The sequence below is a fragment of the Cognatilysobacter tabacisoli genome, assembly GCF_003586305.1.
GTDB classification, from domain to species: Bacteria; Pseudomonadota; Gammaproteobacteria; order Xanthomonadales; family Xanthomonadaceae; genus Cognatilysobacter_A; species Cognatilysobacter_A tabacisoli.
The window spans coordinates 535,548-556,852 of the sequence record NZ_KZ987400.1; the positions used below are offsets into that span (position 1 = coordinate 535,548).

Sequence of the window (21,305 nt, forward strand, 5' to 3'; positions counted from 1 at the left end):
ACGGCCGGTCATCCCCCCGACGGGAAGTCGGTGTTGCCATCACGACGGCTCGCGCGCAGCCCAGCGCGGCTTCCGCGCTGAGGTGCCGCGCGGAGGCCGCGCACGTTGGCCTGCGCCCGCCCGACGACTGAATGCGTGGCCCCGGGGGTCACGCGCCCGCGGCGGGGGCCGGCGCTAAACTCGCGGCTTTCCACCACCGCAGGCCTCCCATGCGCTATTCCGTCCTGACGATCTGCCTCGCCGCCGCGCTCGCCGGTGGCTGCCAGCGCGATGCCGCGCCGACTGCCGAGCCCGCGACCCCGGCCGCCGCCGCGCCGGCGACCGCCGACGCGCGGCTCGACGAGCATTCGTACGCGCAGCCGGACAAGGTCCGCACCCAGGACCTCGCGCTCGCGCTGAAGGTCGACTTCGACGCCAAGACCCTGTCGGGCAGCGCGACGTACACGCTGGAGTGGCTGGACCCGAAGGCCACGCAGCTGGTGCTCGACACCCGCGACCTGACGATCGAGAAGGTCGTCGGCGAGCGCGAGGACGGCAAGTGGGTCGACCTGCCGTTCGCGCTGGCGCCGGAGGACGAGACGCTCGGCAGCAAGCTGACGATCGAGGCGCCGCAGCGCAATCCGCGCATCCGCGTCACCTACACGACGTCGCCGGAGGCTTCGGGCCTGCAGTGGCTGACCCCGGCGATGACCGAGGGCAAGAAAACGCCCTTCATGTTCAGCCAGTCGCAGCAGATCCACGCGCGTTCGTGGGTGCCGCTGCAGGACACGCCGATGGTGCGCTTCACGTACACCGCCAAGGTGACGTCGCCGCAGGACGTGATGGTGCTGATGAGCGCCGACAACGACCCGAACGCCGCGCGTGACGGCGACTACACGTTCTCGATGCCGCAGAAGATCCCGTCGTACCTGCTGGCGATCGCTGCCGGCGACCTGGTGTTCAAGCCGATCAGCGCGCGCAGCGGCGTGTGGGCCGAGCCGACCGCGGTCGACAAGTCGGTCGCCGAGTTCGCCGACACCGAGAAGATGATCCAGGCCAACGAGGCGCTGTACGGCCCGTACCGCTGGGACCGCTACGACATGCTGGTGCTGCCGCCGTCGTTCCCGTACGGCGGCATGGAGAACCCGCGCCTGTCGTTCATCACCCCGACGGTGATCACCGGCGACAAGTCGCTGGTCGCGCTGATCGCGCACGAGCTCGCGCACAGCTGGTCGGGCAACCTGGTGACGTTCGCGACGTCGAAGGACGCGTGGCTCAACGAAGGCTTCACCAGCTACGTCGAGAACCGCATCATCGAGGAGCTGTACGGCAAGGAGCGCGCCGACATGGAGAACGTGATCGAGCGCAACGAGCTGGCCAGCGAGTTCAAGACCATCGACCCGTCGCTGCAGGTGCTGTCGCTGAAGCCGGGCACGCTGAAGGATCCGGACGGTTCGAGCAGCGCGACCGTCTACACCAAGGGCGCGTGGTTCCTGCAGTTCCTCGAGCAGCGCTTCGGCCGCGAGGTGTTCGATCCGTTCCTCAAGGGCTACTTCGACCACTTCGCGTTCCAGAGCATCCCGACCACGACCTTCCTCGAGTACCTGAAGGCGAACCTCATCGACAAGCACCCGGGCAAGGTGACGATGGCCGAGGTCGAGCAGTGGGTGTACGAGCCGGGCGTGCCGGACAGCGCGCCGAAGACCGCTTCGCCACGCTTCGATGCGGTCGACGCCGCGCGCAAGGCGTGGCTCGACGCCGGCACGCTGCCGGACGCCAAGCTCAGCGCCGGGTGGACCACGCAGGAGTGGGTGCATTTCCTCGAGGGCATGCCGGAGACGCTCAGCGTCGACCAGCTGTCCGCGCTCGACGCCGCGTACCGCTTCACCGGCACGCCGAACGGCGAGATCGCGCAGCGCTGGTACCCGCTCGCCGTGCGCAGCGGCTACACCCGCGCGAACGATGCGATCGCCGCGTTTCTGCAGACCATCGGCCGGCGCAAGCTGATCATGCCGACCTACGAGGCGCTGGTGAAAACCCCCGAAGGCCTGAAGCTCGCCGAGGAAACCTTCGCCAAGGCGCGGCCGGGCTACCACCCGATCACCACCGGCTCGGTCGAGGGCGTGATCGCCAAGGCCAAGGCGCCGCCGGCCGCGAAGTAGCCGGTGGCTGCGACGGCGTCGCGCCGCATGCGCTTCGTTGCGGCCGCCGTGCTGGCGGCCGTGCTCGGCGCCGCTGCGCTCGTCGCATCCGATCCGTACGCACTGGTGCGCGCGCAGTTCGCGCGCCAGCGCGTCGCGACGGGCCTGGACAAGGCGACCGTCGACGTCGCCGGCCACCGCTGGGTCTATGCCCACGCCGACGACGCGCCGCCCGGCGCGCCGCTGGTGGTGATGGTGCACGGCTTCACCGGCAGCAAGGAGAACTGGTACCCGCTGGCCGAACGCCTGCGCGACCGCTACCGCGTGGTCGTGCCGGACCTGCCGGGCTGGGGCGAGAGCCAGCGCATCGCCGGCGCCGATTACGGCTTTGGCGCGCAAGCCGAGCGCGTCGCGGCGTTTATAGAACGCATCGCCGGCGACGCGCCGACCGGCGAGGTCGTGCTGCTCGGTCACTCGATGGGCGGCGGCATCGCGGCGCTGGTGGCCGCGCGCCACTGGGACCTCGTCGACCGCATCGGCCTGCTCGACGCCGCCGGCGTGCGCTTCGCCGACAACCGGTTCGGCGTCGACGTGCTCGCCGGGCGCAACCCGTTCGAGGTGACCGATGCGGCTTCGCTGGACGCCTACCTCGACGTGCTGTTCCAGCGCGACGACGCGCGCCCGTGGATCCCGTGGCCGGCGTCGCGCGGCTACATCGACCGGCGCCGCGCGCAGGCTTCGTTCGAACAGGACGTGCTCGCGCGCATCGGACGCGGGCCGGAGCGCTTCGCGCCGGGCGACGCGGCGGTGGGCATCCGCCAGCCGGCGCTGCTGCTGTGGGGCGCCCAGGACCGCGTGATCGACCCGAGCGCGATGGGCCTTTACGCGCAGCGCATGCCGCACGCGACCCAGGTGCTGATCGACGACGCCGGCCACATGGCGCTGATGGAACACCCCGACGCGGTCGCCGCCGCGGTGACCGCACTGATCGAACGAGGACGGCCCCGATGATCCGACCGATGCTCCAGAGCATTCCACGCCCGCTGCTGCTGGCCACGCTGTGCACCGTCGCCCTGGCCGCCTGCCAGCGCGGCCCCGACCCCGCCGAACAGGCGGCCGCGGCCGCCGCCGAGGCCGCGCGGATCGAGGGGCAGGCCGAGGAGATCGCCGCGCGCTTCGACGCCGAGTTCGCCAAGGGCAACTGGGAGCTCGCCGCGATGCACGGCCAGGCGCTCAAGTCCGACTTCCCCGACAGCGCCGCGTTCAAGCGCATCGCCGCGCAGTTCGACGAGGCCAGCACCAAGGGCGACGCCGCGCGCGAGCAGCGCCGCATGCAGGGGCTGTGGTCGTACTCGCGCGTCCCGGCTGGCAAGGGCACGCAGGTGTCGGCGTCGATCTACGCGCGCGACGGCGTGCGGATCGACGGCGCCGCGCGGTCGGTGCGGCTGATCTTCCGCGACCACCCCGAGTGGGGCCGCAGCAGCTACCTGGTGCTCGAGTCCGGCGATTTCGACTGCTACGGCGGCTGCCGACTGAAGGTGGCCGTCGACGACGGCGCGGCGAAGTCGATGGCCGGCAGCCGGCCGAAGACCGACGAGGCGATCGCGATGTTCGTCGAGGACGAGCGCGCGCTGTGGCGGCTGGCGAAGTCCGCCGAGCGCACGCTGTCGATCGAGGTGCCGGTCAAGGGCGCCGGCAAGCACACCGCGGTGTTCGAGGTCGGCGGGCTCGACGCGGCGCAGCTGCCGGGCTGGAACTGAATCGCGCCGGATGGCGCGGGCGACCGACGACGGGCGGTCGTGTGCTGCGCCGCACCCAGGCGTAGCCTCGTTGCACGGCGGTGCGTCCCTGCGCCGCCGGCCCGTGCGCGACGGAACGGCGCACGCCAACGACGCGCGGCGCCTGCCCGAGCGCACCGTCCGCGCCTCGACCGAGGATGCCGCCATGCTCGCCCCCCGACTGCACAGCCTGCTCGACGAGGGCCACGCCCCGTACACCGAGATCCGCCACCCGCGCACGTTGACCGCGGTCGAGACCGCGGCGGCAGCGCACGTCGACCGCATGCTGTTCGCCAAGAGCGTCGTCGTTCGCATCGACGGCAAGCTCGCGCTGGTCGTGCTGCCGGCCGGCAACCGCGTCGACCTGACGCGCCTGTCGCGCGCGCTCGGCGAGGCGCCGGTGGAGCTCGCCAGCGAGGACGAGTTCCGCGGCGCGTTCCCCGACTGCGAACTCGGCGCGATGCCGCCGTTCGGCCACCTCTACGGCATGCCGGTCTATGTCGATTCGCGCCTGGCCCAGCAGCCGGAGATCGCGTTCAATGCCGGCACCCACACCGACGCGGTGCGGATGCCGTACACCGAGTTCGAACGCCTGGCCGAGCCGGAGCTGCTGTGGCTGGCGCATGTGATGTAGGCGACCGCCGCCGTCCCCCGGGGCCGACCGGGTAAGCTCGCGCAACGGCCGCGCCGCGGCCGACCCGTGGACGGTGCCGATGTACCTCGACCGCTTCTTCGCCGACCTGCCGGAAGCGCGTCAATGCGTGCACTGCCGCGGCGGGTCGCTCGACCTCGAGCTGCAGATGGCGTTCCAGCCGGTGGTCGACGCGGTCGAGCGCAGCGTCTACGCGTACGAAGCACTGGTGCGTGGGCCGAGCGGAGAGGGCGCCGGCCACCTGCTGCGCGACGTGTCGCCGGCGCAGCTGTACCTGTTCGACCAGACCTGCCGGGTGCTGGCGATCGACACCGCGGCGCGCCTCGGGCTGCGCGAGCGGCTGTCGCTGAATTTCTTCCCGAATGCGATGTACGAGGCCAGCAGCTGCATCCGCCTGACCCTGGCCGCGGCCGGCAAGGTCGGCATGCCGGTCGGGCAACTGGTGTTCGAGCTGTCGGAGGCCGAGCGCATCGACAACCCCGACCACGCGATGACGATCCTGCGCGAGTACCGCAAGCAGGGCTTCAACACCGCGATCGACGACTTCGGTGCCGGCTACGCGGGGCTGTCGCTGCTGGCCAGCTTCCAGCCCGACGTGGTCAAGATCGACCGCGCGCTGGTGGCCGGCATCGCCACGGCGCCGGCGCAGCGCGCGATCGTCGTCGGCGTGCTGTCGATCTGCGCGGCGCTGGGCTGCCGCGTCGTGGCCGAGGGCGTCGAGGACGTGCGCGACTACGCGGTGCTGCGCGAGCTGGGCGTGCGCCTGTTCCAGGGCCACCTGTTCGCGCGCCCGGTGATCGGCGCGCTGCCCGAGCCCGACTGGCACGCGTTCGGCTGAGGGCGCGCGGCGGCCGCCACCCGTGCGGGATGCGACGGGTTGCGCCGCGATTTCGCGGAGCGCGATGGCGGGCCGGGGCCCGCCCTAACGCGCGTAGCCGAACTGCTGCTTGAACTGCTCGGCGAACCCGGCGCAGTCGAAGCGCACGCCAGACCGGCACGGTGCAACGGCGATGCATGGGCCGTCGCCACGGCCCGCGGTACCCATCGCGCAGGGTCGCTTACAGTGCGTAGCCGAACTGCTGCTTGAACTGCTCGGCGAACTCGGCGTAGTCGAAGCGCTGGTTCTGCGTGCCCGGGTGCTCGACCTTCAGCGCGCCCATCAGGTTGCCCATGCGGCCGATCGTCAGCCAGTCGTAGCCCTTCTCGATGCCGAAGATCAGCCCGGCGCGGAACGCGTCGCCGCAGCCGGTCGGGTCGGTGACGCGGCGCTCGTGCGCCGGCGGGATGTCGTAGGTCTTGTCGGGCGTGTGGATCTGCGAGCCGTGCGGGCCGCGCGTGGTGATGTACGCCTTGACCCGCTTGACGATGTCGGCCTCGCTCCAGCCGGTGCGCTCCTGCAGCAGGTTCGACTCGTAGTCGTTGACGGTGACGTAGTCGGCCAGCTCGATGAACGCGCGCAGCTCCTCGCCGTTGAACAGCGGCATCGCCTGGCCCGGATCGAAGATGAAGGGAATGCCACCGTCGGCGAATTCCTGCGCGTTCTGCAGCATGCCCTCGCGCCCGTCGGGGCTGACGATGCCGAAGGTGATGCCGGCCACGTCGCGCACGTGGTTCTCGTACGAACGCATCATCGCGCCCGGATGGAACGCGGTGATCTGGTTGTTGTCGTGGTCGGTGGTGATGAACGCCTGCGGCGTGAACAGCTCCTCGATCTCCTTGACCTGGTCGAGGCGGATGCCGTGCTCGGTGAACCATTCGCGGTACGGGCCGAAGTCCTGGCCGACGGTCGCCATCGGCACCGGGTCGCCGCCGAGCAGCTTGAGGTTGTAGGCGATGTTGCCGGCGCAGCCGCCGAACTCGCGGCGCATCCGCGGGACCAGGAACGACACGTTCAGGATGTGCACCTTGTCCGGCAGGATGTGGTTCTTGAACTGGTCCGGGAACACCATGATGGTGTCGTAGGCCAGGGAGCCGCAGATCAGGGCTGACATCGGTTCGAACGTCCGTGGGCAGGCGGCCGGTGCCGCGCGGGCGCGTAGGGTAGCCGGTGACGTCCGGGGCGGCCAGAAGCGGCCTGCGGCCGGGGCGGTCCGGCGACTGCCGCTGCGCGTCACAAATCGCGCCAAAACGTTGATTCTCCTTGCTCCTGACGGCACGCGATTGCTAGTCTGGCGAGCCTGCTCCCGCCCTCCTGACGGCCACTTTCCCCGATGTTCAAGAAGTTTCGCGGCATGTTCTCCAACGACCTGTCCATCGACCTGGGCACGGCCAACACGCTCATCTACGTCCGCGGACAGGGCATCGTGCTGAACGAGCCGTCGGTGGTCGCGGTCCGCCAGGACCGCCTGATCGGCGGGACCCGCTCGGTCGCCGCGGTCGGCGCCGAGGCCAAGCAGATGCTCGGCCGCACCCCGGGGCACATCACCACGATCCGGCCGATGAAGGACGGCGTCATCGCCGACTTCACCTACACGGAGGAGATGCTCAAGCACTTCATCCGCAAGGTGCACAAGTCGCGCTTCCTGCGCCCGAGCCCGCGCGTGCTGGTGTGCGTGCCGTGCGGCTCGACCCAGGTCGAGCGCCGCGCGATCAAGGAGTCGGCCGAGGAGGCCGGCGCCCGCGAGGTCTACCTGATCGAGGAGCCGATGGCCGCGGCGATCGGCGCCGGCATGCCGGTGACCGAGGCGCGCGGCTCGATGGTCGTCGACATCGGCGGCGGCACCACCGAGGTCGCGGTGATCGCGCTGAACGGCATCGTCTACTCGGCGTCGGTCCGCATCGGCGGCGACCGTTTCGACGAATCGATCATCAGCTACGTGCGCCGCACCTACGGCACCCTGATCGGCGAGGCCACGGCCGAGCGGATCAAGCTCGAGATCGGCTGCGCCTACCCGCAGAAGGACCCGCGCTCGATGGAGGTGTCCGGCCGCAACCTCGCCGAGGGCGTGCCGAAGATGATCACGATCAGCGCCAACGAGGTCCACGAGGCGCTGCGCGAGCCGCTCAGCGGGATCGTGGCCGCGATCAAGCTCGCGCTCGAGCAGACCCCGCCGGAGCTGTGCGCCGACGTCGCCGAGCGCGGCATCGTGCTGACCGGCGGCGGCGCGCTGCTGCGCGACCTCGACCGGCTGATCAGCGAGGAGACCGGCCTGCACGTGCAGATCGCCGACGACCCGCTGACGTGCGTGGCCCGCGGTGGCGGGCGCGCGCTGGAGCTGGTCGACATGCACGGCAACGAGTTCTTCGCACCCGAGTAAGTGCTGCGCGGGGGCGGCGCTGCCGTCGTCCCCGCCGTCCGGCCGCGGCTGTCGCCGCTGCCGCTTCTTCCTGCCGTCCCCCCCGCCGACCCTGCGCTGACCTGACGTGCCGCCCTACGCCGGTCCCTCCACCGCCGCCCGCTCGGGCGATGTCGCCGGCACGCTGAAGCTGCTGGCGTACCTGGCGCTGTCGGTGACCCTGATCCTGCTCGACCACCGCGGCGGCTGGCTCAACCAGGCGCGACGCCAGGCCGCCGTGCTGGTGCAGCCGCTGTGGCTGGTCGCCGGCCTGCCCGGGCGGCTGATGCAGACGATCAGCGAAGACGCCGGCACGATCTCCTCGTTGACCGAGGAGAACCGCCGCCTGCGCAACGAGCTGCTGGTCAGCCGCGCGCGCATGGCGCGGCTGGCGTCGGTCGCCTCCGACAACGCGCGGCTGCGCGGGCTGCTCGCCGCGGCCCAGCAGGGCGCGCTGGACGCCCAGCTCGCGCCGGTGCTCGACATCGACCTGGAGCCGACCCGCCAGCGGCTGGTGCTCGACGCCGGCAGCAGCGACGGGGTGCGCGTCGGCCAGAGCGTCATCGACGCCGGTGGCCTGATCGGCCAGATCATCGACACCACGCCGATGCACGCCACCGTGCTGCTGCTGACCGACCCGTCGCACGCGGTGCCGGTCGCGCTGGCGCGCAACGGCGTGCGGCTGGTCGCGTACGGCACCGGCCGCACCGACCGGCTGCAGCTGTCGAACGTGCCGCTGTCGACCGACATCAAGGTCGGCGACGTGCTGGTGACGTCCGGCCTCGGCGGGCGCTTCGCCGCCGGCTTCCCGATCGGCACCGTCACCGCGCTGCGGCCCGACGAGAGCCGTGCGTTCCTCGTCGGCGACGTGCGCCCGGCCGCGCAGCTCGACCGCGGCCGCGACGTGCTGATCCTGCGCACCGCGCCGGCGCGGCCGGTGATCGGCCCGACCGCGCCGCTGGCGAACGCCGGCGCAGTCCGGATCGACGGACTGCAGGTCGAGGCGCCGCCGGCGCCCGCAGCCGCGTCGGCGCCGGCTCCGGCGTCCGCGGCGGGGCAGGGTGCCGGTCCAACGCCCGCGTCGCCGGCCGCGCAAACACCGCCCGGCGCTGGGCCGCCAGCGGCGACCGCCGCGCCGCCGGCATCGCCCGCGTCGCCCGCCACGGCGCCGCCGGGCCCGCCGTCCACGCCGCCGGCCACCGGGGAGCGCCGCTGATGCGCGCCCGTTCGCCGTGGCTGCGTCCGGCCAGCCTTGTCGCCGCGCTGCTGCTCGGCCTGCTGCCGCTGGCGCCGGCGCTGCAGCCGCTGCGGCCGTACTGGCTCGCGCTGGTGGTCGCGTACTGGGTGATCGAGGACCCCGACCGCGTCGGCCTCGGCTACGCGTTCCTGGTCGGGCTGGTCGCCGATCTCGCGTTCGGCAGCCTGTTCGGCGAGCAGGCGCTGCGGCTGGTGGTGATGACCTTCATCCTGCAGCGCTTCCGCGCGCGCCTGCGGTTCTTCCCGCTGTCGCAGCAGGCGCTGGCGATGGGCGGCCTGCTGCTCAACGACCGAATCGTCACCGCGGCGATCCACCTGACCCTCGGCCTGCCGACGCCGCCGTCGTCGGCGTGGATCGCACCGCTGGTCGGGCTGCTGCTGTGGGCGCCGGTGTTCCTGGCGCTGGACGCGCTGCGGCTCGGGCACTGGCGCAGGCGCTGACCGGTGGGCCCGCGCCGCCGCATCCTGAAGAACGCCTCGGCCGAGGCCGAGCAGTTCCGCCGCCGCTCGGCGCTGGCGTTCGCGATGGTCGCGCTGATGATCGGCGGGCTGGCGCTGTGGTACTTCCGCCTGCAGGTCTGGCAGCACGCCGACTACGCCAGCCGCGCCGAGGAGAACCGCATCCGGCTGCAGCCGGTGGTGCCCGGGCGCGGGCTGATCCTCGACCGCAAGGGCCGGATCATCGCCGACAACGTGCCGGCATACCGGCTCGACGTGGTGCCGAACGAGGCCGGCGACAGCAAGCGCTGGCTGCCGGCGCTGGGCGCGATCGTCAGCCTCGCGCCCGAGGACATCGCCCGCTACGAGGCCAACCGCCGCGTCGCCCGCGGCTTCAAGCCGGTGCCGCTGAAGCTGCGGCTGACCGAGGAGGAGGCCGCGCGCTTCGCGGTCGACCGCTGGCGCTTCCCGGGCATCGAGCTGGTGTCGTACCTCAACCGCCGCTACCCGCACGGCGAACTGACCTCGCACATCACCGGCTACGTCGCCCGCGTCGACGCCGACGACCTGGCGATGCTCGGCGAGGGCGGCTCGGCGCTGAGCCACATCGGCAAGACCGGGCTGGAGCGCTATTACGAGGAAGCGCTGCGCGGCAAGATCGGCTACGAGAAGATCGTCACCAACGTCGACGGCCGCCCGATGCACTCCGCCGGCCGCGTGCCGGCGGTGCCCGGCGCCGACCTGCGGCTGAGCATCGACCTGGACCTGCAGCAGGCGATGGTCACGGCGTTCGGCGACCGCGACGGGTCCGCGGTCGCGGTCGACCCGCGCACCGGCGAGATCCTGGCGATGGTCAGCCTGCCGGCCTACGACGCCAACCTGTTCGTCAACGGCATCAGCCAGACCCACTACACCGCGCTGACGACCAACCCGTCGCGCCCGCTGTTCAACCGCAACGTGCTCGGCGGCGGCCCGCCGGGCTCGACGGTCAAGCCGCTGGTCGCGCTGGCCGGCGTCGACAGCGGCCTGCGCACGCCGGCGTCGACGGTGTTCTCGACCGGCGAGTTCTTCATCCCCGGCCAGCGCCGCGGCTACCGCGATGCGCACGGCGGCGCCGGCACGACCGACCTGCGCAAGTCGATCGCCGCGTCGGTGAACTACTACTACTACAAGCTCGCCTACGAGATGGGGATCGAGCGCTTCGACCAGTACATGCGCAAGTACGGGTTCGGCGAGCCCAGCGGCATCGACCTGGCCGGCGAGAACCCCGGCGTGGTGCCGTCGCCGCAGTGGAAGGCGAAGAACAGCAAGGAACGCTGGTACCCGGGCGAGACGGTCATCGCCGGCATCGGCCAGGGCTACTGGATCGCCACCGCGCTGCAGCTGGTGCGCGCGACCGCCGCGGTCGCCGACGGCGGCGAACTGCGCCGCCTGCACCTGGTCTCGGCGCGCCGCGACGGCTTCGAGGCGCCGTGGACGCCGCTGCCGCAGCCGGCGCCGCGCCGCATCACCGACAACCCCGACCACCTGCGCGCGGTGCAGGAGGGCATGGTCGCGACGATCCATGGCGCCGGCGGCACCGCGCGCGCGATGGCGATCGGCGCGCCGTACCTGATGGCCGGCAAGACCGGCACCGCGCAGAAGATCAGCCGCCGCGGCAACGTCAGCGTCGACCCGAAATCGCTGCCATACCACCTGCGCCACCAGGCGCTGTTCGTCGGCTATGCGCCGGCCGAGAACCCGACGATCGCGATCGCGGTCGTCGTCGAGCACGGCGGCTACGGCGGCACCGCGGCCGCGCCGATCGCGCGCAAGGTCTTCGACGCGTGGCTGCTCGGCAAGATGCCGGAGCCGGAGGAGGGCGTGCTGCGCTCGCCGCAGGGCGGCGCGTCGCTGGTGCCGGTGGTGCAGCCGCCGGCCACGACGCCGGCCCAATCGGCCACGCCCGCAGCGTCGCCCGGCACGCCGCCCGCCGCCACGGCCCCCGCGCCCGCCACGCGTCCGGGCGCGTCCACGCAGCGGCCGCCGGCACCGGCCACGGGACCGTCGCGATGAAAGTGATCCTGCGCTGGCTGTTCGACCTGCTGCTGCGCTTCACGCGCACGCTCGACCTGCCGCTGCTCGGCGCGCTGCTGGCGCTGATGGCGGTCGGCCTGGCGGTGCTGTACAGCGCCGGCGAGCAGTCGACGCGGCTGGTGTTCGCCCAGGGCGCGCGGTTCGCGGTTGGGCTGGGCGCGATGTGGCTGCTGTCGCGGATGCCGCCGTCGCAGCTGCGCAACTGGACGCCGCTGGTCTACGGCGCCTCGCTGGTGCCGCTGCTGGCCGTGCTGTTCCTCGGCGACGGCAAGCACGGCAACCACTGGCTGAACCTCGGCGTGTTCTATTTCCAGCCGGCCGAGGTGCTGAAGCTGAGCCTGCCGATGATGGTCGCCTGGTACCTCAACCGCCGCCCGCTACCGCCGCGGCTGCCGGTGGTGCTGATGGCGGGACTGATCATCGGCGTGCCGACCGGCATGATCCTGCTGCAGCCGGACTTCGGCACCGCGATGCTGGTCGGCATCAGCGGCGCGTTCGCGCTGTACCTGGCCGGGCTGCCGTGGTGGTGGTTCGGCGCGGCGTTCGGCGGCATCGCGGCCGCGGCGCCGGCGGCCTGGTTCTGGCTGCTGCGCCCGTACCAGAAGGACCGCATCCTGACCTTCCTCAACCCCGAGTCGGACCCGCTCGGCACCGGCTGGAACATCATCCAGTCAAAGATCGCGATCGGCGGCGGCGGGCTCACCGGCAAGGGCTGGGGCGAGGGCACGCAGGCGCACCTGAACTACATCCCCGAGCACACCACCGACTTCATCTTCGCCGTGCTCAGCGAGGAGTTCGGCTGGATCGGCGTCGTCGGCGTGCTGGCGCTGTACCTGTTCGTCGTCGGCCGCTGCCTATGGATCGCGGTCGAGGCGCGCGATGGCTATTCGCGTCTCGTCGCCGGCGCGCTCGGCCTGGCGTTCTGCGTGTACGTGCTGGTCAACGGCGGCATGATTTCCGGGCTGCTGCCGGTGGTCGGCGTGCCGATGCCGCTGTTGAGCTACGGCGGCACGTCGGCGGTGTCGCTGCTGGCCGGCCTCGGCGTCGTGATGGCGGTGCGTGCGCACCGGCCGGTGCACGGCCGCTGATGCGCCTTCGCGGGCTCGCGGCCACGCGTTGACCAAGCTGACTGGCGCGTTCATTCGCGCCCGATTCGCGGCAGACGCGCCGTGGCTGCGTGATAACCTCGCGACGATGATCCGACGCCGCTCCTACGTTCGCAGCGCCCTCGTCGGCGCCGTCCTGATCGCCCTCGCCGGCTGCGCCACCCAGGCCCCGCCGCCGACCGCGACCACGCCTCCGCCCGCCGCAGCGCCCGCGCCGGCTGCGCCCGCCTCGGCGCCGGCGCCTGCTGCCGCGGTTCGACCCGCGCCGCCAGCGGCCCCGACCACCGCGCCCACGCTGCTGCCGACGGTCGAGCCGACCGCCGAGCAGCGGGCCGCGTTCGCGCGCGAGACGGCGCAGCGCTTCGGCGTCGACGCCGCGTACGTGGAGTCGGTGCTGGCCCGCGCGCAGATCCGCGACAGCATCGTCAGCGCGATGTCGCGTCCGGCCGAGGCCAAGCCGTGGCGCGACTACCGCCCGATTTTCATCACCCAGTCGCGCATCGACCAGGGCCGCGCGTTCCTCGCCACGCACCGCGACGCGCTCGCCCGGGTCGAAGCGCAGACCGGCGTGCCGGCCGAAGTGATCGTCGCGATCATCGGCGTCGAAACCAGCTACGGCGGCAACACCGGCAAGTTCTCCGTGGTCGACGCGCTGTACACACTAGCGTTCGCGTATCCGCGCACCGGCGACCCGGCCAAGGCCGCGCGCGAGGACGCGCGCACCGCGTTCTTCCGCGACGAACTCGCGCAGCTGTTCGCGCTCGGCAAGGAAACCGGCCTCGACGTGACCACGCTGACCGGCAGCTACGCCGGCGCGATGGGCTGGGGCCAGTTCATGCCGTCGAGCTACCGCGACTACGCGGTCGACGGCGATGGCGACGGCAAGCGCGACCTGTTCAACGACCTCGACGACGTGTTCGCTTCGGTCGCCAACTACTTCGTCAAGAAGGGCGGTTGGGTCCGCGGCGGCCCGGTCGTCGCGCGCGCGAACCGCAACGCGACCGCCGCCGATTTCGTCGCCGAAGGGCTCGAGCCGCGCTACACGCTCGACGATCTGGCCGCGCGCGGGTACCGCCCGCTCGTCGCGGTGCCGCCGGGCGAGAACGCCACGCTGCTGAACCTCGACGGCGTCAACGGCCCGGAGTACTGGCTGGGCTTCCAGAACTTCTACGCGATCACCCGCTACAACATCTCCAAGCACTACGCGATGGCGGTGCACCAGCTTGCCGAGGCCATCGCGGGCCGCGACGCCGCGGTCTCAGCGCCCGCGCCTGCCACCCCCGCCGCAACCGCCAGCGGAGCCGCCGGCGCATGAGCCGCGCGCTGCTCGCGGCGCTGCTGGCGCTCGGGCTGGCCGCGTGTGCCGGCACACCGAAGAAACCCCAGGCCACCGCGCCGGCGGCCGCGAAGCCTGCGGCCGCCGCGGCTTCCGCGCGAGGCGCCAAGGTGTCGCCGTACGCGCCCGCGCAGGAAGACCCGAGCAAGCGCGGCAACTACGTCGCCGGCGGCCTGTACGCGCCGGGCGTGGCCGACACGACCCCGGACTACGTGCCCGATGTCGAGCGCATCCCGGAGCCGGAGGTGGTCGACGAGCCGCGCTCGCGCTACGGCAACCGCTCCCCATACCAGGTGCTCGGCAAGAGCTACCACGTGCGCGACAGCGCGCACGGCTACGTCGAGCGCGGGCTGGCCTCGTACTACGGGCAGAAATTCCACGGGCGCCGCACGTCGAACCTCGAGGTGTACGACATGTACGCCTTCAGCGCCGCGCACAAGACGCTGCCGCTGCCGAGCTTCGCCCGCGTCACCAACCTCGACAACGGCAAGTCGGTGGTGGTGCGCGTCAACGACCGCGGCCCTTTCCACGCCGGCCGCGTCATCGACCTGAGCTACGCCGCGGCGGTCAAGCTCGGCATCACCCGGCGCGGCACCGGCAATGTCGAGGTGCGCGCGCTGAAGCCCGGCGATCCGGACGTGCCGGTGCTGGCGCGCGCGCAGCCGCCGGCACCGCCGGCAGTCGGCGCGACCAGCGCCGGCAGCGGCCTCGACACGCTGGTCGCGGCGGTCTCGCCGATCGGCACCGCGCGCGCCGGCGAGCCGGCGCCGCGCGCGGCCGCGCCGACCGACTACCGGTTCGACATGCGCCGCGACGGCAAGCCGATGACCGCCGACGAGTTCGACGCGTGGATGAAGGCGCGCCAGGTGCGCGTCGCCACCGGCAAGCCGGCGCCGCGCGCCGCCACCACGCAGGCCGTCGCGCCGCCGCCGCCGCCGCCGGCGCAGGCCGCCGCCGCGGTCGCGCGCGCCGCGCCGGCCGGCGACGCCGTGACCCTGCAGATCGCCAGCTTCACCGCCCGCGCCAACGCCGACCGTGCGCTGTCGATGCTGCGCGCCGCGGGCATCGACGACGCGCGCGTGCTCGACGCCGACGCCAACGGGCAGAAGGTCTGGCGCCTGCGCGTCGGCCCGCTGCAGGCCACGGCCGCGCCGGAACTCGCCGCCCGCGTGGTCGGACTGGGGTTCGGCACGCCGCAGCGCGTGCGCGAGTAGCGCCGCTCCAGCCTGGATAGCGCACCATACGCACCTCGATTTCGCCGCATCCCGCGGGGCCGGAGGCCCTGCCCGCGACCGGGTTCCGACCCGGCGCCCGCCAGCGAAACGCGCCGGACGCGCGCCTCGCCGGCTGCACCCCCTGCCACCGACCGGTCGCCGCCGGTCCCCGGAGCCGTAAACCGATGAAAGCCCGCCTTACCTTCGCCGCGATCGCCGTCGCCGCCCTGGCCACCTCGGCCGCCGGCCTCGTCCTCGCCCAGGCGCCCGCGCCCGATGCCCCGGCCGCCGCCGCCAGCGCCGCGCTGCCGGTGCCGCCGCCGCCGAAGATCACCGGCACCGCGTGGGTGCTGATGGACTACGCCAGCGGCAACGTGCTCGCCGGCGAGAACTACGACACCCCGCTCGAGCCGGCCAGCATCACCAAGGTCATGACCAGCTACGTCATCGCCGCCGAGATGAAGGCGGGCAAGGTCAAGGAAACCGACCAGGTGATGATGAGCGAGAACGCCTGGCGCTCCGGTGGCGCCGGCACCGACGGCAGCTACTCGGGCTTCGAGGTCAACAAGACCGCGCCACTGCTCGAGATGGAAAAGGGCATGGTCGTGCAGTCGGGCAACGACGCGGCGATCGCGCTGGCCGAGCACGTCGCCGGCAGCACCGACGCGTTCGCGTCGCTGATGAACCAGTACGCCGCTCGCATCGGCATGAAGAACAGCCACTTCGTGAACCCGCACGGCCTGCCGGCCGAGGGCCACGTCTCGACCGCGCGCGACCTGGCGTTGCTCGGCCGCGCGCTGGCGCGCGACTACCCGGTCGCGTACTCGTACAACAAGATCAAGGAGTTCACGGTCGGGCCGATCACCCAGCCCAACCGCAACCTGCTGCTGTGGCGCGACCCGTCGGTCGACGGCATCAAGACCGGCCACACCTCCGGCGCCGGCTACTGCCTGATGGCGTCGGCCAAGCGCGGCGACCAGCGCCTGATCTCGGTGGTGATGGGCTCCACGTCCGAGGCCCAGCGCGCGAGCGACAGCCAGGCGCTGCTGAACTGGGGCTTCCGCTTCTTCGAGACGCACGAGCTGTACGCCGCCGCCAAGCAGGTGGCCAAGCAGAAGGTGTGGAAGGGCAAGGCCGACGAAGTGCAGCTCGGCGTCGCCGCGCCGATGCTGGTGACCGTGCCGCGCGGCCGCTACGAGCAGCTCAAGCCGATGATGGACGTGCCGGCGACGCTGGTCGCGCCGATCGCCAAGGGCCAGAAGATCGGCACGGTCAAGGTGATGCTCGACGGCAAGGCGATCGCCCAGCAGCCGCTGGTCGCGCTGAACGCGATCGAGGAGGGCGGCTTCTTCAAGCGCCTGTGGGACGAGTTCTGGATGTGGTGGGAATCGATCTGATCCACCGCCCCGTCCGAGGGATGCAGCAGGGCCGGCGAAAGCCGGCCCTGTGCGTTCCGGCGGTCCTGTTCGCCGCCTCGGGACGCTTGGCACGGGGGCGGGCCGCCGCTTGGGTTCGCCGCCGGCCGTACCCATAATCGGCCGATGGACATCAAATCCGACAACCCCGACCACGGCTTCCAGTTCCCCGGCACCTTCGAGCTGTCCGCGATGGGCCCGGCCGAGAAGGACCTGGAGACCGTCCTGCCGACGCTGCTGCTCGATGCCGGCATCGAGGTGCTGCACGAGTCGGTCAACTGGAAGGCCTCGTCGAACGGGCGCTTCGTCTCGGTCCGCATCAGCATCCGCGCCGACAGCCGCGAGCAGTACGAGCGCGCGCACCAGGTGCTGCGCGAGCACCCGGAAGTGAAGTGGACGCTGTAGGCGTCGCCGAACCCGCGGCCGCACCGGCCGCTGCCCGGGTGCGGGCCGCCGCGCGCCTGCGCGACCTCGGCCGGCAGCCGTACGAGCCGGTGTGGCGCGCGATGCAGGCCTTCACCGACGCGCGCACCGACGACACGCCCGACGAGCTGTGGCTGGTCGAACACGACCCGGTGTTCACCCTCGGCCAGGCCGGCAAGCCCGAGCACGTGCTGATGCCGGGCGACATCCCGGTGCTGCACGTCGACCGCGGCGGCCAGGTGACCTACCACGGGCCCGGCCAGATCGTGCTGTACCCGCTGCTCGACCTGCGCCGGCTCAAGGTCGGCGTGCGCGAGTACGTCGAGCGCATCGAGCAGGCGGTGATCGACACGCTGGCCGAATGGAACATCGAGGGCCGGCGCCGCGACGGCGCGCCGGGCGTGTACGTCAACGGCGCCAAGGTGATGGCGCTGGGCATCCGCGTGCGCCGCGGCTGCACGTTCCACGGACTGGCGTTCAATATCGCGATGGACCTGTCGCCGTACCGGCGGATCAACCCCTGCGGCTACGAAGGGCTGCAGGTGACCTCGGTGCTAGACTTGGGCGGCCCATCGGGCATGGAGCCGGTCAAGCCGGTGCTGGTCGCGCAGCTGGCGCGGCAGTTCGGCCTCGACGTCGACGCGGCCCCGCCGCCGACGCTGGCCTGAGCCGCCGCGGCCCGCCGGCGCCCGACGCGAAGCCGCTCCCCGACGCCCCTCCCACGCCCGCGCGCCGCGCCGGCGACCCCGCTCCGCCCGGACACCCTGCAATGACCGACCCCGCCGCCAAGTCCATCCCGCTCGCCGTCGTCGATGGCGCCGCGCCGGCGCCGCTGCAGGCCGGGGTCAAGCAGCTCGGCGGCGACAAGATCGCGCGCTCGCCGGTGCAGTTCGCCGACGCGCCGGTGCTGCGCAAGCCGTCGTGGATCCGGGTGCGGATCCCGTCCGGCAACTCGGTCGCCAACCTCAAGGCCAAGCTGCGCGAGAACCGCCTCGTCACGGTGTGCGAGGAGGCCAGTTGCCCGAACATCCACGAGTGCTTCAGCCACGGCACCGCGACGTTCATGATCCTCGGCGAGGTCTGCACGCGCCGCTGCAGCTTCTGCGACGTCGCCCACGGCCGGCCGAAGCCGCCGGACCCGGCCGAGCCACTGAGCCTGGCGACCACCGTCGCCGACATGGGCCTGAAGTACGTGGTGGTGACCAGCGTCGACCGCGACGACCTGCGCGACGGCGGTGCCCAGCACTTCGTCGACTGCATCGCCGCGATCCGCACCCACAGCCCGCGCACCCGCATCGAGGTGCTGACGCCGGACTTCCGCGGCAAGGGCCGGATGGAGCGCGCGCTCGACATCCTGGCGACCAACCCGCCGGACGTGTTCAACCACAACGTCGAGACCGTGCCGGACCTGTACGCCAACGTGCGCCCCGGTGCCGACTACCAGTGGTCGCTGACCCTGCTGCAGAAGTTCAAGGCGCAGCACCCTGGCGTGGCGACCAAGTCCGGGATCATGCTCGGCCTTGGCGAGACGATGGAGCAGGTGCAGGCGACGCTGCGCGACCTGCGCGCGCACGACGTCGACATGGTCACGATCGGCCAGTACCTGCAGCCGACCGCGCACCACCATCCGGTGCTGCGCTACTGGACCCCGGACGAGTTCAAGCAGCTCGAGGCCTACGGGCTGTCGCTGGGCTTCACCCACGTCGCGTCCGGTCCGCTGGTGCGCTCGTCGTACCACGCCGACCAGCAGGCCAAGGACGCCGGGCTGCTGGCGCTGGCGTGATCGTCCGTCGCCCCTGAACAGGGGGCACGACACGCGGATCGCGTGCGCCGGAGGCCGCGCCGCGCGGTGGCCTGCGCATCCGCAGCTGAACGTTTTCCCGTATCGATTCCATAACGGGGTCGGTGGCACGCTTCATCGCGCCCGTGTCGCGTGACAGCCCCGGCAACTTTCGGCACTGTGGGGTGGTCCTACCCCGCGTCATTCTCGACCCCATGGCCGACCCGGCCGAGACGCCTCCCGTGATGAACGCCAAGACCTCCCTGCTTGCCTTCCTGATCGCCGCGCCGATCGCGCTGCTCGCGCGCGCCGACGGCGGTGCCACCGCGACCGCCCTGTCCGCCGCGCCGACGACCGACCAGGTGACCGCGGCCAAGATGGTCTACGGCTGGCTGTCCGACAGCCGCTACGCCTACCGCCCGCGCGCGCTCGACGACGCGCTGTCGGCCGACATGTACGACCGCTACCTGGAGTCGCTCGACGCCGGCAAGCAGTTCTTCACCGCGCAGGACATCGCCACGTTCGACGCGTACAAGCTGCGGCTCGACGACGCGATCAAGAGCGGCGAGCTCGACCCGGCGTACGCGATCTTCGCGACCTACCGCCAGCGCGTCGACGAGCGCGTCGCATTCGCCCGCGCGCAGCTCAAGCGCGACATTTTCAACTTCGCCGGCAGCGACCGCTTCGAGTTCGACCGCGAGAAGTCGCCGTGGGCGGCCGACCGCGCCGCGCTCGACGCGCTGTGGACGCAGTCGGTGCGCAACGACTGGCTGCGCCTGAAGCTGGCCGGCAAGCAGCCCGAGGACATCCGCAAGACCCTCGACAAGCGCTACGCCAACCTCGGCAAGGGCATCGCCGAGCTCAAGGGCGAGGACGTGTTCCAGACCTTCCTCAACAGCTACGCCAACGCGATCGACCCGCACACCGATTACCTGACCCCGCGTTCGGCCGACAACTTCAACATGTCGATGTCGCTGTCGCTGGAGGGGATCGGCGCGGTGCTGCAGAAGCAGGACGACGTCGTCGCGATCCGCGAGATCGTGCCCGGCGGCCCGGCCGGCAGCTCCGGCAAGCTGAAGCCGGGCGACCGCGTGGTCGGCGTCGGCCAAGGCGACAGCGGCGCGATGGAGGACGTGATCGGCTGGCGCATCGACGACGTCGTCGCCAAGATCCGCGGTGCCAAGGGCACCAAGGTGCGGCTGGACGTGATCCCGGCCGAGGCCGGCCTCGACAGCAAGCCCAACCGCATCGTGCTGGTGCGCGACAAGGTGCGGCTCGAAGACCAGGCCGCGAAGTCCGAGATCATCTCGATCCCGGCCGCCGGCTCGACGCCGGCCAAGCGCATCGGCGTGATCAAGCTGCCGGGCTTCTACCAGGACTTCGAGGGCCGGCGGAAGAACGCCAACGACTACGCCTCGGCGACCCGCGACGTCGGCAAGCTGCTGGTCAGCCTGCGCGCGCAGAAGGTAGACGGCGTCGTGCTGGACCTGCGCAACAACGGCGGCGGCTCGCTCAACGAGGCGATCGAGCTGACCGGCCTGTTCATCGACCGCGGCCCGGTCGTGCAGGTGCGCGAGTCCGGTGGCCGCGTCAGCGTGGAGGGCGACGGCGACACCGGCATCGCGTGGGAGGGCCCCCTCGCGGTGCTGATCAACCGCGGCTCGGCCTCGGCGTCGGAGATCTTCGCCGGCGCGATCCAGGACTACGGCCGCGGCCTCGTCATCGGCGAGACGACCTTCGGCAAGGGCACGGTGCAGAACCTGGTCGACCTCGACCGCTGGCCGGCCAACGAGACGCCGCGCTACGGCCAGCTGAAGCTGACGATCGCGCAGTTCTTCCGCGTCAGCGGCGGCAGCACGCAGAACAAGGGCGTGGTGCCGGACATCGCGTTCCCGGTGTCGGTCGACGCGACCGAGTTCGGCGAGAGCACCTACGACAACGCACTGCCGTGGACCAAGATAGCCGCGGTGCCGCACACGCGCTACGGCAACTTCGGCCCGCTGGTGCCGAAGCTGCGCGCGCTGCACTCCGCGCGCGTCGCCACCGACAAGGAGTTCCAGTGGTGGTCGGACGACGTCGCCCAGTTCCGCGAGGAGCGCGCCAAGACGTCGGTCACGCTGAACGAGGCCGAGCGCCGCGCCGAGCGCGACCGCGAGGACGCCAAGCGCAAGCAGCGGCAGGAGCAGCGCCGGGCGCTCGGCCTGGCGATCGATCCGCTCGGTGACGACGACGCCGACGACGGCCTCGCCGCCAGCGAGCGCGACATCGCCAAGGACGCTGCGCGCGAGAAGCTCGCCGACCAGCGCCCGGACCCGCTGCTGCGCGAATCGGCCGCGATCCTCGCCGACGCGGTGCGCCTGCTCAACGCGGACCGCCAGCTGTCGGCGCAGGTGCTGCCGACCGCGGTGCAGCCGGGCCACTGGGCCGACTGACGG

At 72.1% G+C, this 21,305-nt stretch carries 18 protein-coding genes; 17 read left to right on the forward strand and 1 reads right to left on the reverse strand.

Features of this window, described 5'->3' with window-relative positions; translation table 11 throughout:
• The first annotated feature begins 209 nt into the window (after window positions 1–209).
• The 5 genes from D3A60_RS02290 to D3A60_RS02310 all read left to right on the forward strand — a co-directional run bounded on the left by D3A60_RS02290 (window position 210) and on the right by D3A60_RS02310 (window position 5,388).
• Entirely contained in the window at window positions 210–2,141 is a 1,932-nt protein-coding gene (locus D3A60_RS02290) for a M1 family metallopeptidase (RefSeq protein WP_119717078.1), read from the forward strand.
• A gap of 27 nt (window positions 2,142–2,168) precedes the next feature.
• Entirely contained in the window at window positions 2,169–3,131 is a 963-nt protein-coding gene (locus D3A60_RS02295; protein ID WP_119717079.1) for an alpha/beta fold hydrolase, read from the forward strand.
• Window positions 3,128–3,880: a hypothetical protein gene (locus D3A60_RS02300; protein WP_231120364.1), complete on the forward strand. Its 753-nt coding sequence runs from the start codon at window positions 3,128–3,130 to the stop codon at window positions 3,878–3,880. Before D3A60_RS02295 ends, D3A60_RS02300 begins: the two co-directional genes overlap by 4 nt.
• A gap of 184 nt (window positions 3,881–4,064) precedes the next feature.
• Window positions 4,065–4,532: an aminoacyl-tRNA deacylase gene (locus D3A60_RS02305; protein WP_157981377.1), complete on the forward strand. Its 468-nt coding sequence runs from the start codon at window positions 4,065–4,067 to the stop codon at window positions 4,530–4,532.
• 79 nt (window positions 4,533–4,611) lie between these two features.
• On the forward strand, window positions 4,612–5,388 hold the full coding sequence (locus D3A60_RS02310) for an EAL domain-containing protein (protein WP_407062748.1): 777 nt from the start codon (window positions 4,612–4,614) through the stop codon (window positions 5,386–5,388).
• A gap of 220 nt (window positions 5,389–5,608) precedes the next feature.
• On the opposite strand, the gene D3A60_RS02315 is transcribed toward D3A60_RS02310, so the two are convergent.
• On the reverse strand, window positions 5,609–6,541 hold the full coding sequence (locus tag D3A60_RS02315) for a carbohydrate kinase family protein (protein WP_119717082.1): 933 nt from the start codon (window positions 6,539–6,541) through the stop codon (window positions 5,609–5,611).
• Window positions 6,542–6,760: 219 nt separating this feature from the next.
• On the opposite strand from D3A60_RS02315, the gene D3A60_RS02320 reads away from it, so the two are divergent.
• From D3A60_RS02320 to D3A60_RS02375, 12 genes are all read left to right on the forward strand, one after another.
• The gene (locus tag D3A60_RS02320; RefSeq protein ID WP_119717083.1) at window positions 6,761–7,807 is read left to right on the forward strand and encodes a rod shape-determining protein; all 1,047 of its coding nucleotides are present in this window, start codon (window positions 6,761–6,763) and stop codon (window positions 7,805–7,807) included.
• A 106-nt stretch (window positions 7,808–7,913) separates the two neighbouring features.
• Complete coding sequence (gene mreC / locus D3A60_RS02325; RefSeq protein ID WP_119717084.1) at window positions 7,914–9,041, forward strand: rod shape-determining protein MreC; 1,128 nt, start codon at window positions 7,914–7,916, stop codon at window positions 9,039–9,041.
• Window positions 9,038–9,523: a rod shape-determining protein MreD gene (gene mreD, locus D3A60_RS02330; protein ID WP_119717516.1), complete on the forward strand. Its 486-nt coding sequence runs from the start codon at window positions 9,038–9,040 to the stop codon at window positions 9,521–9,523. The genes mreC and mreD overlap by 4 nt, the downstream gene beginning before the upstream one ends.
• 3 nt (window positions 9,524–9,526) lie before the next feature.
• Complete coding sequence (mrdA, locus tag D3A60_RS02335; RefSeq protein ID WP_119717085.1) at window positions 9,527–11,575, forward strand: penicillin-binding protein 2; 2,049 nt, start codon at window positions 9,527–9,529, stop codon at window positions 11,573–11,575.
• Window positions 11,572–12,684 carry a rod shape-determining protein RodA gene (gene rodA / locus D3A60_RS02340; protein ID WP_119717086.1) on the forward strand — a complete coding sequence of 371 codons (1,113 nt, stop codon included), beginning with the start codon at window positions 11,572–11,574 and terminating at the stop codon, window positions 12,682–12,684. The genes mrdA and rodA overlap by 4 nt, the downstream gene beginning before the upstream one ends.
• Window positions 12,685–12,790: 106 nt before the next feature.
• Complete coding sequence (gene mltB, locus D3A60_RS02345; RefSeq protein WP_119717517.1) at window positions 12,791–14,017, forward strand: lytic murein transglycosylase B; 1,227 nt, start codon at window positions 12,791–12,793, stop codon at window positions 14,015–14,017.
• Window positions 14,014–15,252, forward strand: coding sequence for a septal ring lytic transglycosylase RlpA family protein (locus tag D3A60_RS02350; protein ID WP_119717087.1), 1,239 nt, complete (start codon window positions 14,014–14,016; stop codon window positions 15,250–15,252). The genes mltB and D3A60_RS02350 overlap by 4 nt, the downstream gene beginning before the upstream one ends.
• Window positions 15,253–15,437: 185 nt before the next feature.
• Entirely contained in the window at window positions 15,438–16,649 is a 1,212-nt protein-coding gene (locus D3A60_RS02355; protein WP_119717088.1) for a D-alanyl-D-alanine carboxypeptidase family protein, read from the forward strand.
• A gap of 144 nt (window positions 16,650–16,793) precedes the next feature.
• Window positions 16,794–17,072, forward strand: coding sequence for a DUF493 family protein (locus tag D3A60_RS02360; RefSeq protein ID WP_119717089.1), 279 nt, complete (start codon window positions 16,794–16,796; stop codon window positions 17,070–17,072).
• Window positions 17,060–17,758 (forward strand): lipoyl(octanoyl) transferase LipB, encoded by a 699-nt coding sequence (gene lipB, locus D3A60_RS02365; protein WP_119717090.1) that lies wholly within the window; start codon window positions 17,060–17,062, stop codon window positions 17,756–17,758. Before D3A60_RS02360 ends, lipB begins: the two co-directional genes overlap by 13 nt.
• 101 nt (window positions 17,759–17,859) lie before the next feature.
• A complete protein-coding gene (lipA, locus tag D3A60_RS02370) occupies window positions 17,860–18,873 on the forward strand; it encodes a lipoyl synthase (protein ID WP_119717091.1) in 1,014 nt (337 codons plus the stop codon).
• Window positions 18,874–19,115: 242 nt separating this feature from the next.
• Complete coding sequence (locus D3A60_RS02375) at window positions 19,116–21,302, forward strand: carboxy terminal-processing peptidase (protein WP_119717518.1); 2,187 nt, start codon at window positions 19,116–19,118, stop codon at window positions 21,300–21,302.
• The last annotated feature ends 3 nt before the right edge of the window (window positions 21,303–21,305 follow it).

Bases quoted from the DNA above. Each gene is read 5' to 3' on its own strand.
- D3A60_RS02290 (WP_119717078.1), top strand. From the start codon at position 210: ATGCGCTATTCCGTCCTGACGATCTGCCTCGCCGCCGCGCTCGCCGGT.
- D3A60_RS02295 (WP_119717079.1), top strand. From the start codon at position 2,169: ATGCGCTTCGTTGCGGCCGCCGTGCTGGCGGCCGTGCTCGGCGCCGCT.
- D3A60_RS02300 (WP_231120364.1), top strand. From the start codon at position 3,128: ATGATCCGACCGATGCTCCAGAGCATTCCACGCCCGCTGCTGCTGGCC.
- D3A60_RS02305 (WP_157981377.1), top strand. From the start codon at position 4,065: ATGCTCGCCCCCCGACTGCACAGCCTGCTCGACGAGGGCCACGCCCCG.
- D3A60_RS02310 (WP_407062748.1), top strand. From the start codon at position 4,612: ATGTACCTCGACCGCTTCTTCGCCGACCTGCCGGAAGCGCGTCAATGC.
- D3A60_RS02315 (WP_119717082.1), bottom strand. From the start codon at position 6,541: ATGTCAGCCCTGATCTGCGGCTCCCTGGCCTACGACACCATCATGGTG.
- D3A60_RS02320 (WP_119717083.1), top strand. From the start codon at position 6,761: ATGTTCAAGAAGTTTCGCGGCATGTTCTCCAACGACCTGTCCATCGAC.
- rodA (WP_119717086.1), top strand. From the start codon at position 11,572: ATGAAAGTGATCCTGCGCTGGCTGTTCGACCTGCTGCTGCGCTTCACG.
- mltB (WP_119717517.1), top strand. From the start codon at position 12,791: ATGATCCGACGCCGCTCCTACGTTCGCAGCGCCCTCGTCGGCGCCGTC.
- D3A60_RS02350 (WP_119717087.1), top strand. From the start codon at position 14,014: ATGAGCCGCGCGCTGCTCGCGGCGCTGCTGGCGCTCGGGCTGGCCGCG.
- D3A60_RS02355 (WP_119717088.1), top strand. From the start codon at position 15,438: ATGAAAGCCCGCCTTACCTTCGCCGCGATCGCCGTCGCCGCCCTGGCC.
- D3A60_RS02360 (WP_119717089.1), top strand. From the start codon at position 16,794: ATGGACATCAAATCCGACAACCCCGACCACGGCTTCCAGTTCCCCGGC.
- lipA (WP_119717091.1), top strand. From the start codon at position 17,860: ATGACCGACCCCGCCGCCAAGTCCATCCCGCTCGCCGTCGTCGATGGC.
- D3A60_RS02375 (WP_119717518.1), top strand. From the start codon at position 19,116: ATGAACGCCAAGACCTCCCTGCTTGCCTTCCTGATCGCCGCGCCGATC.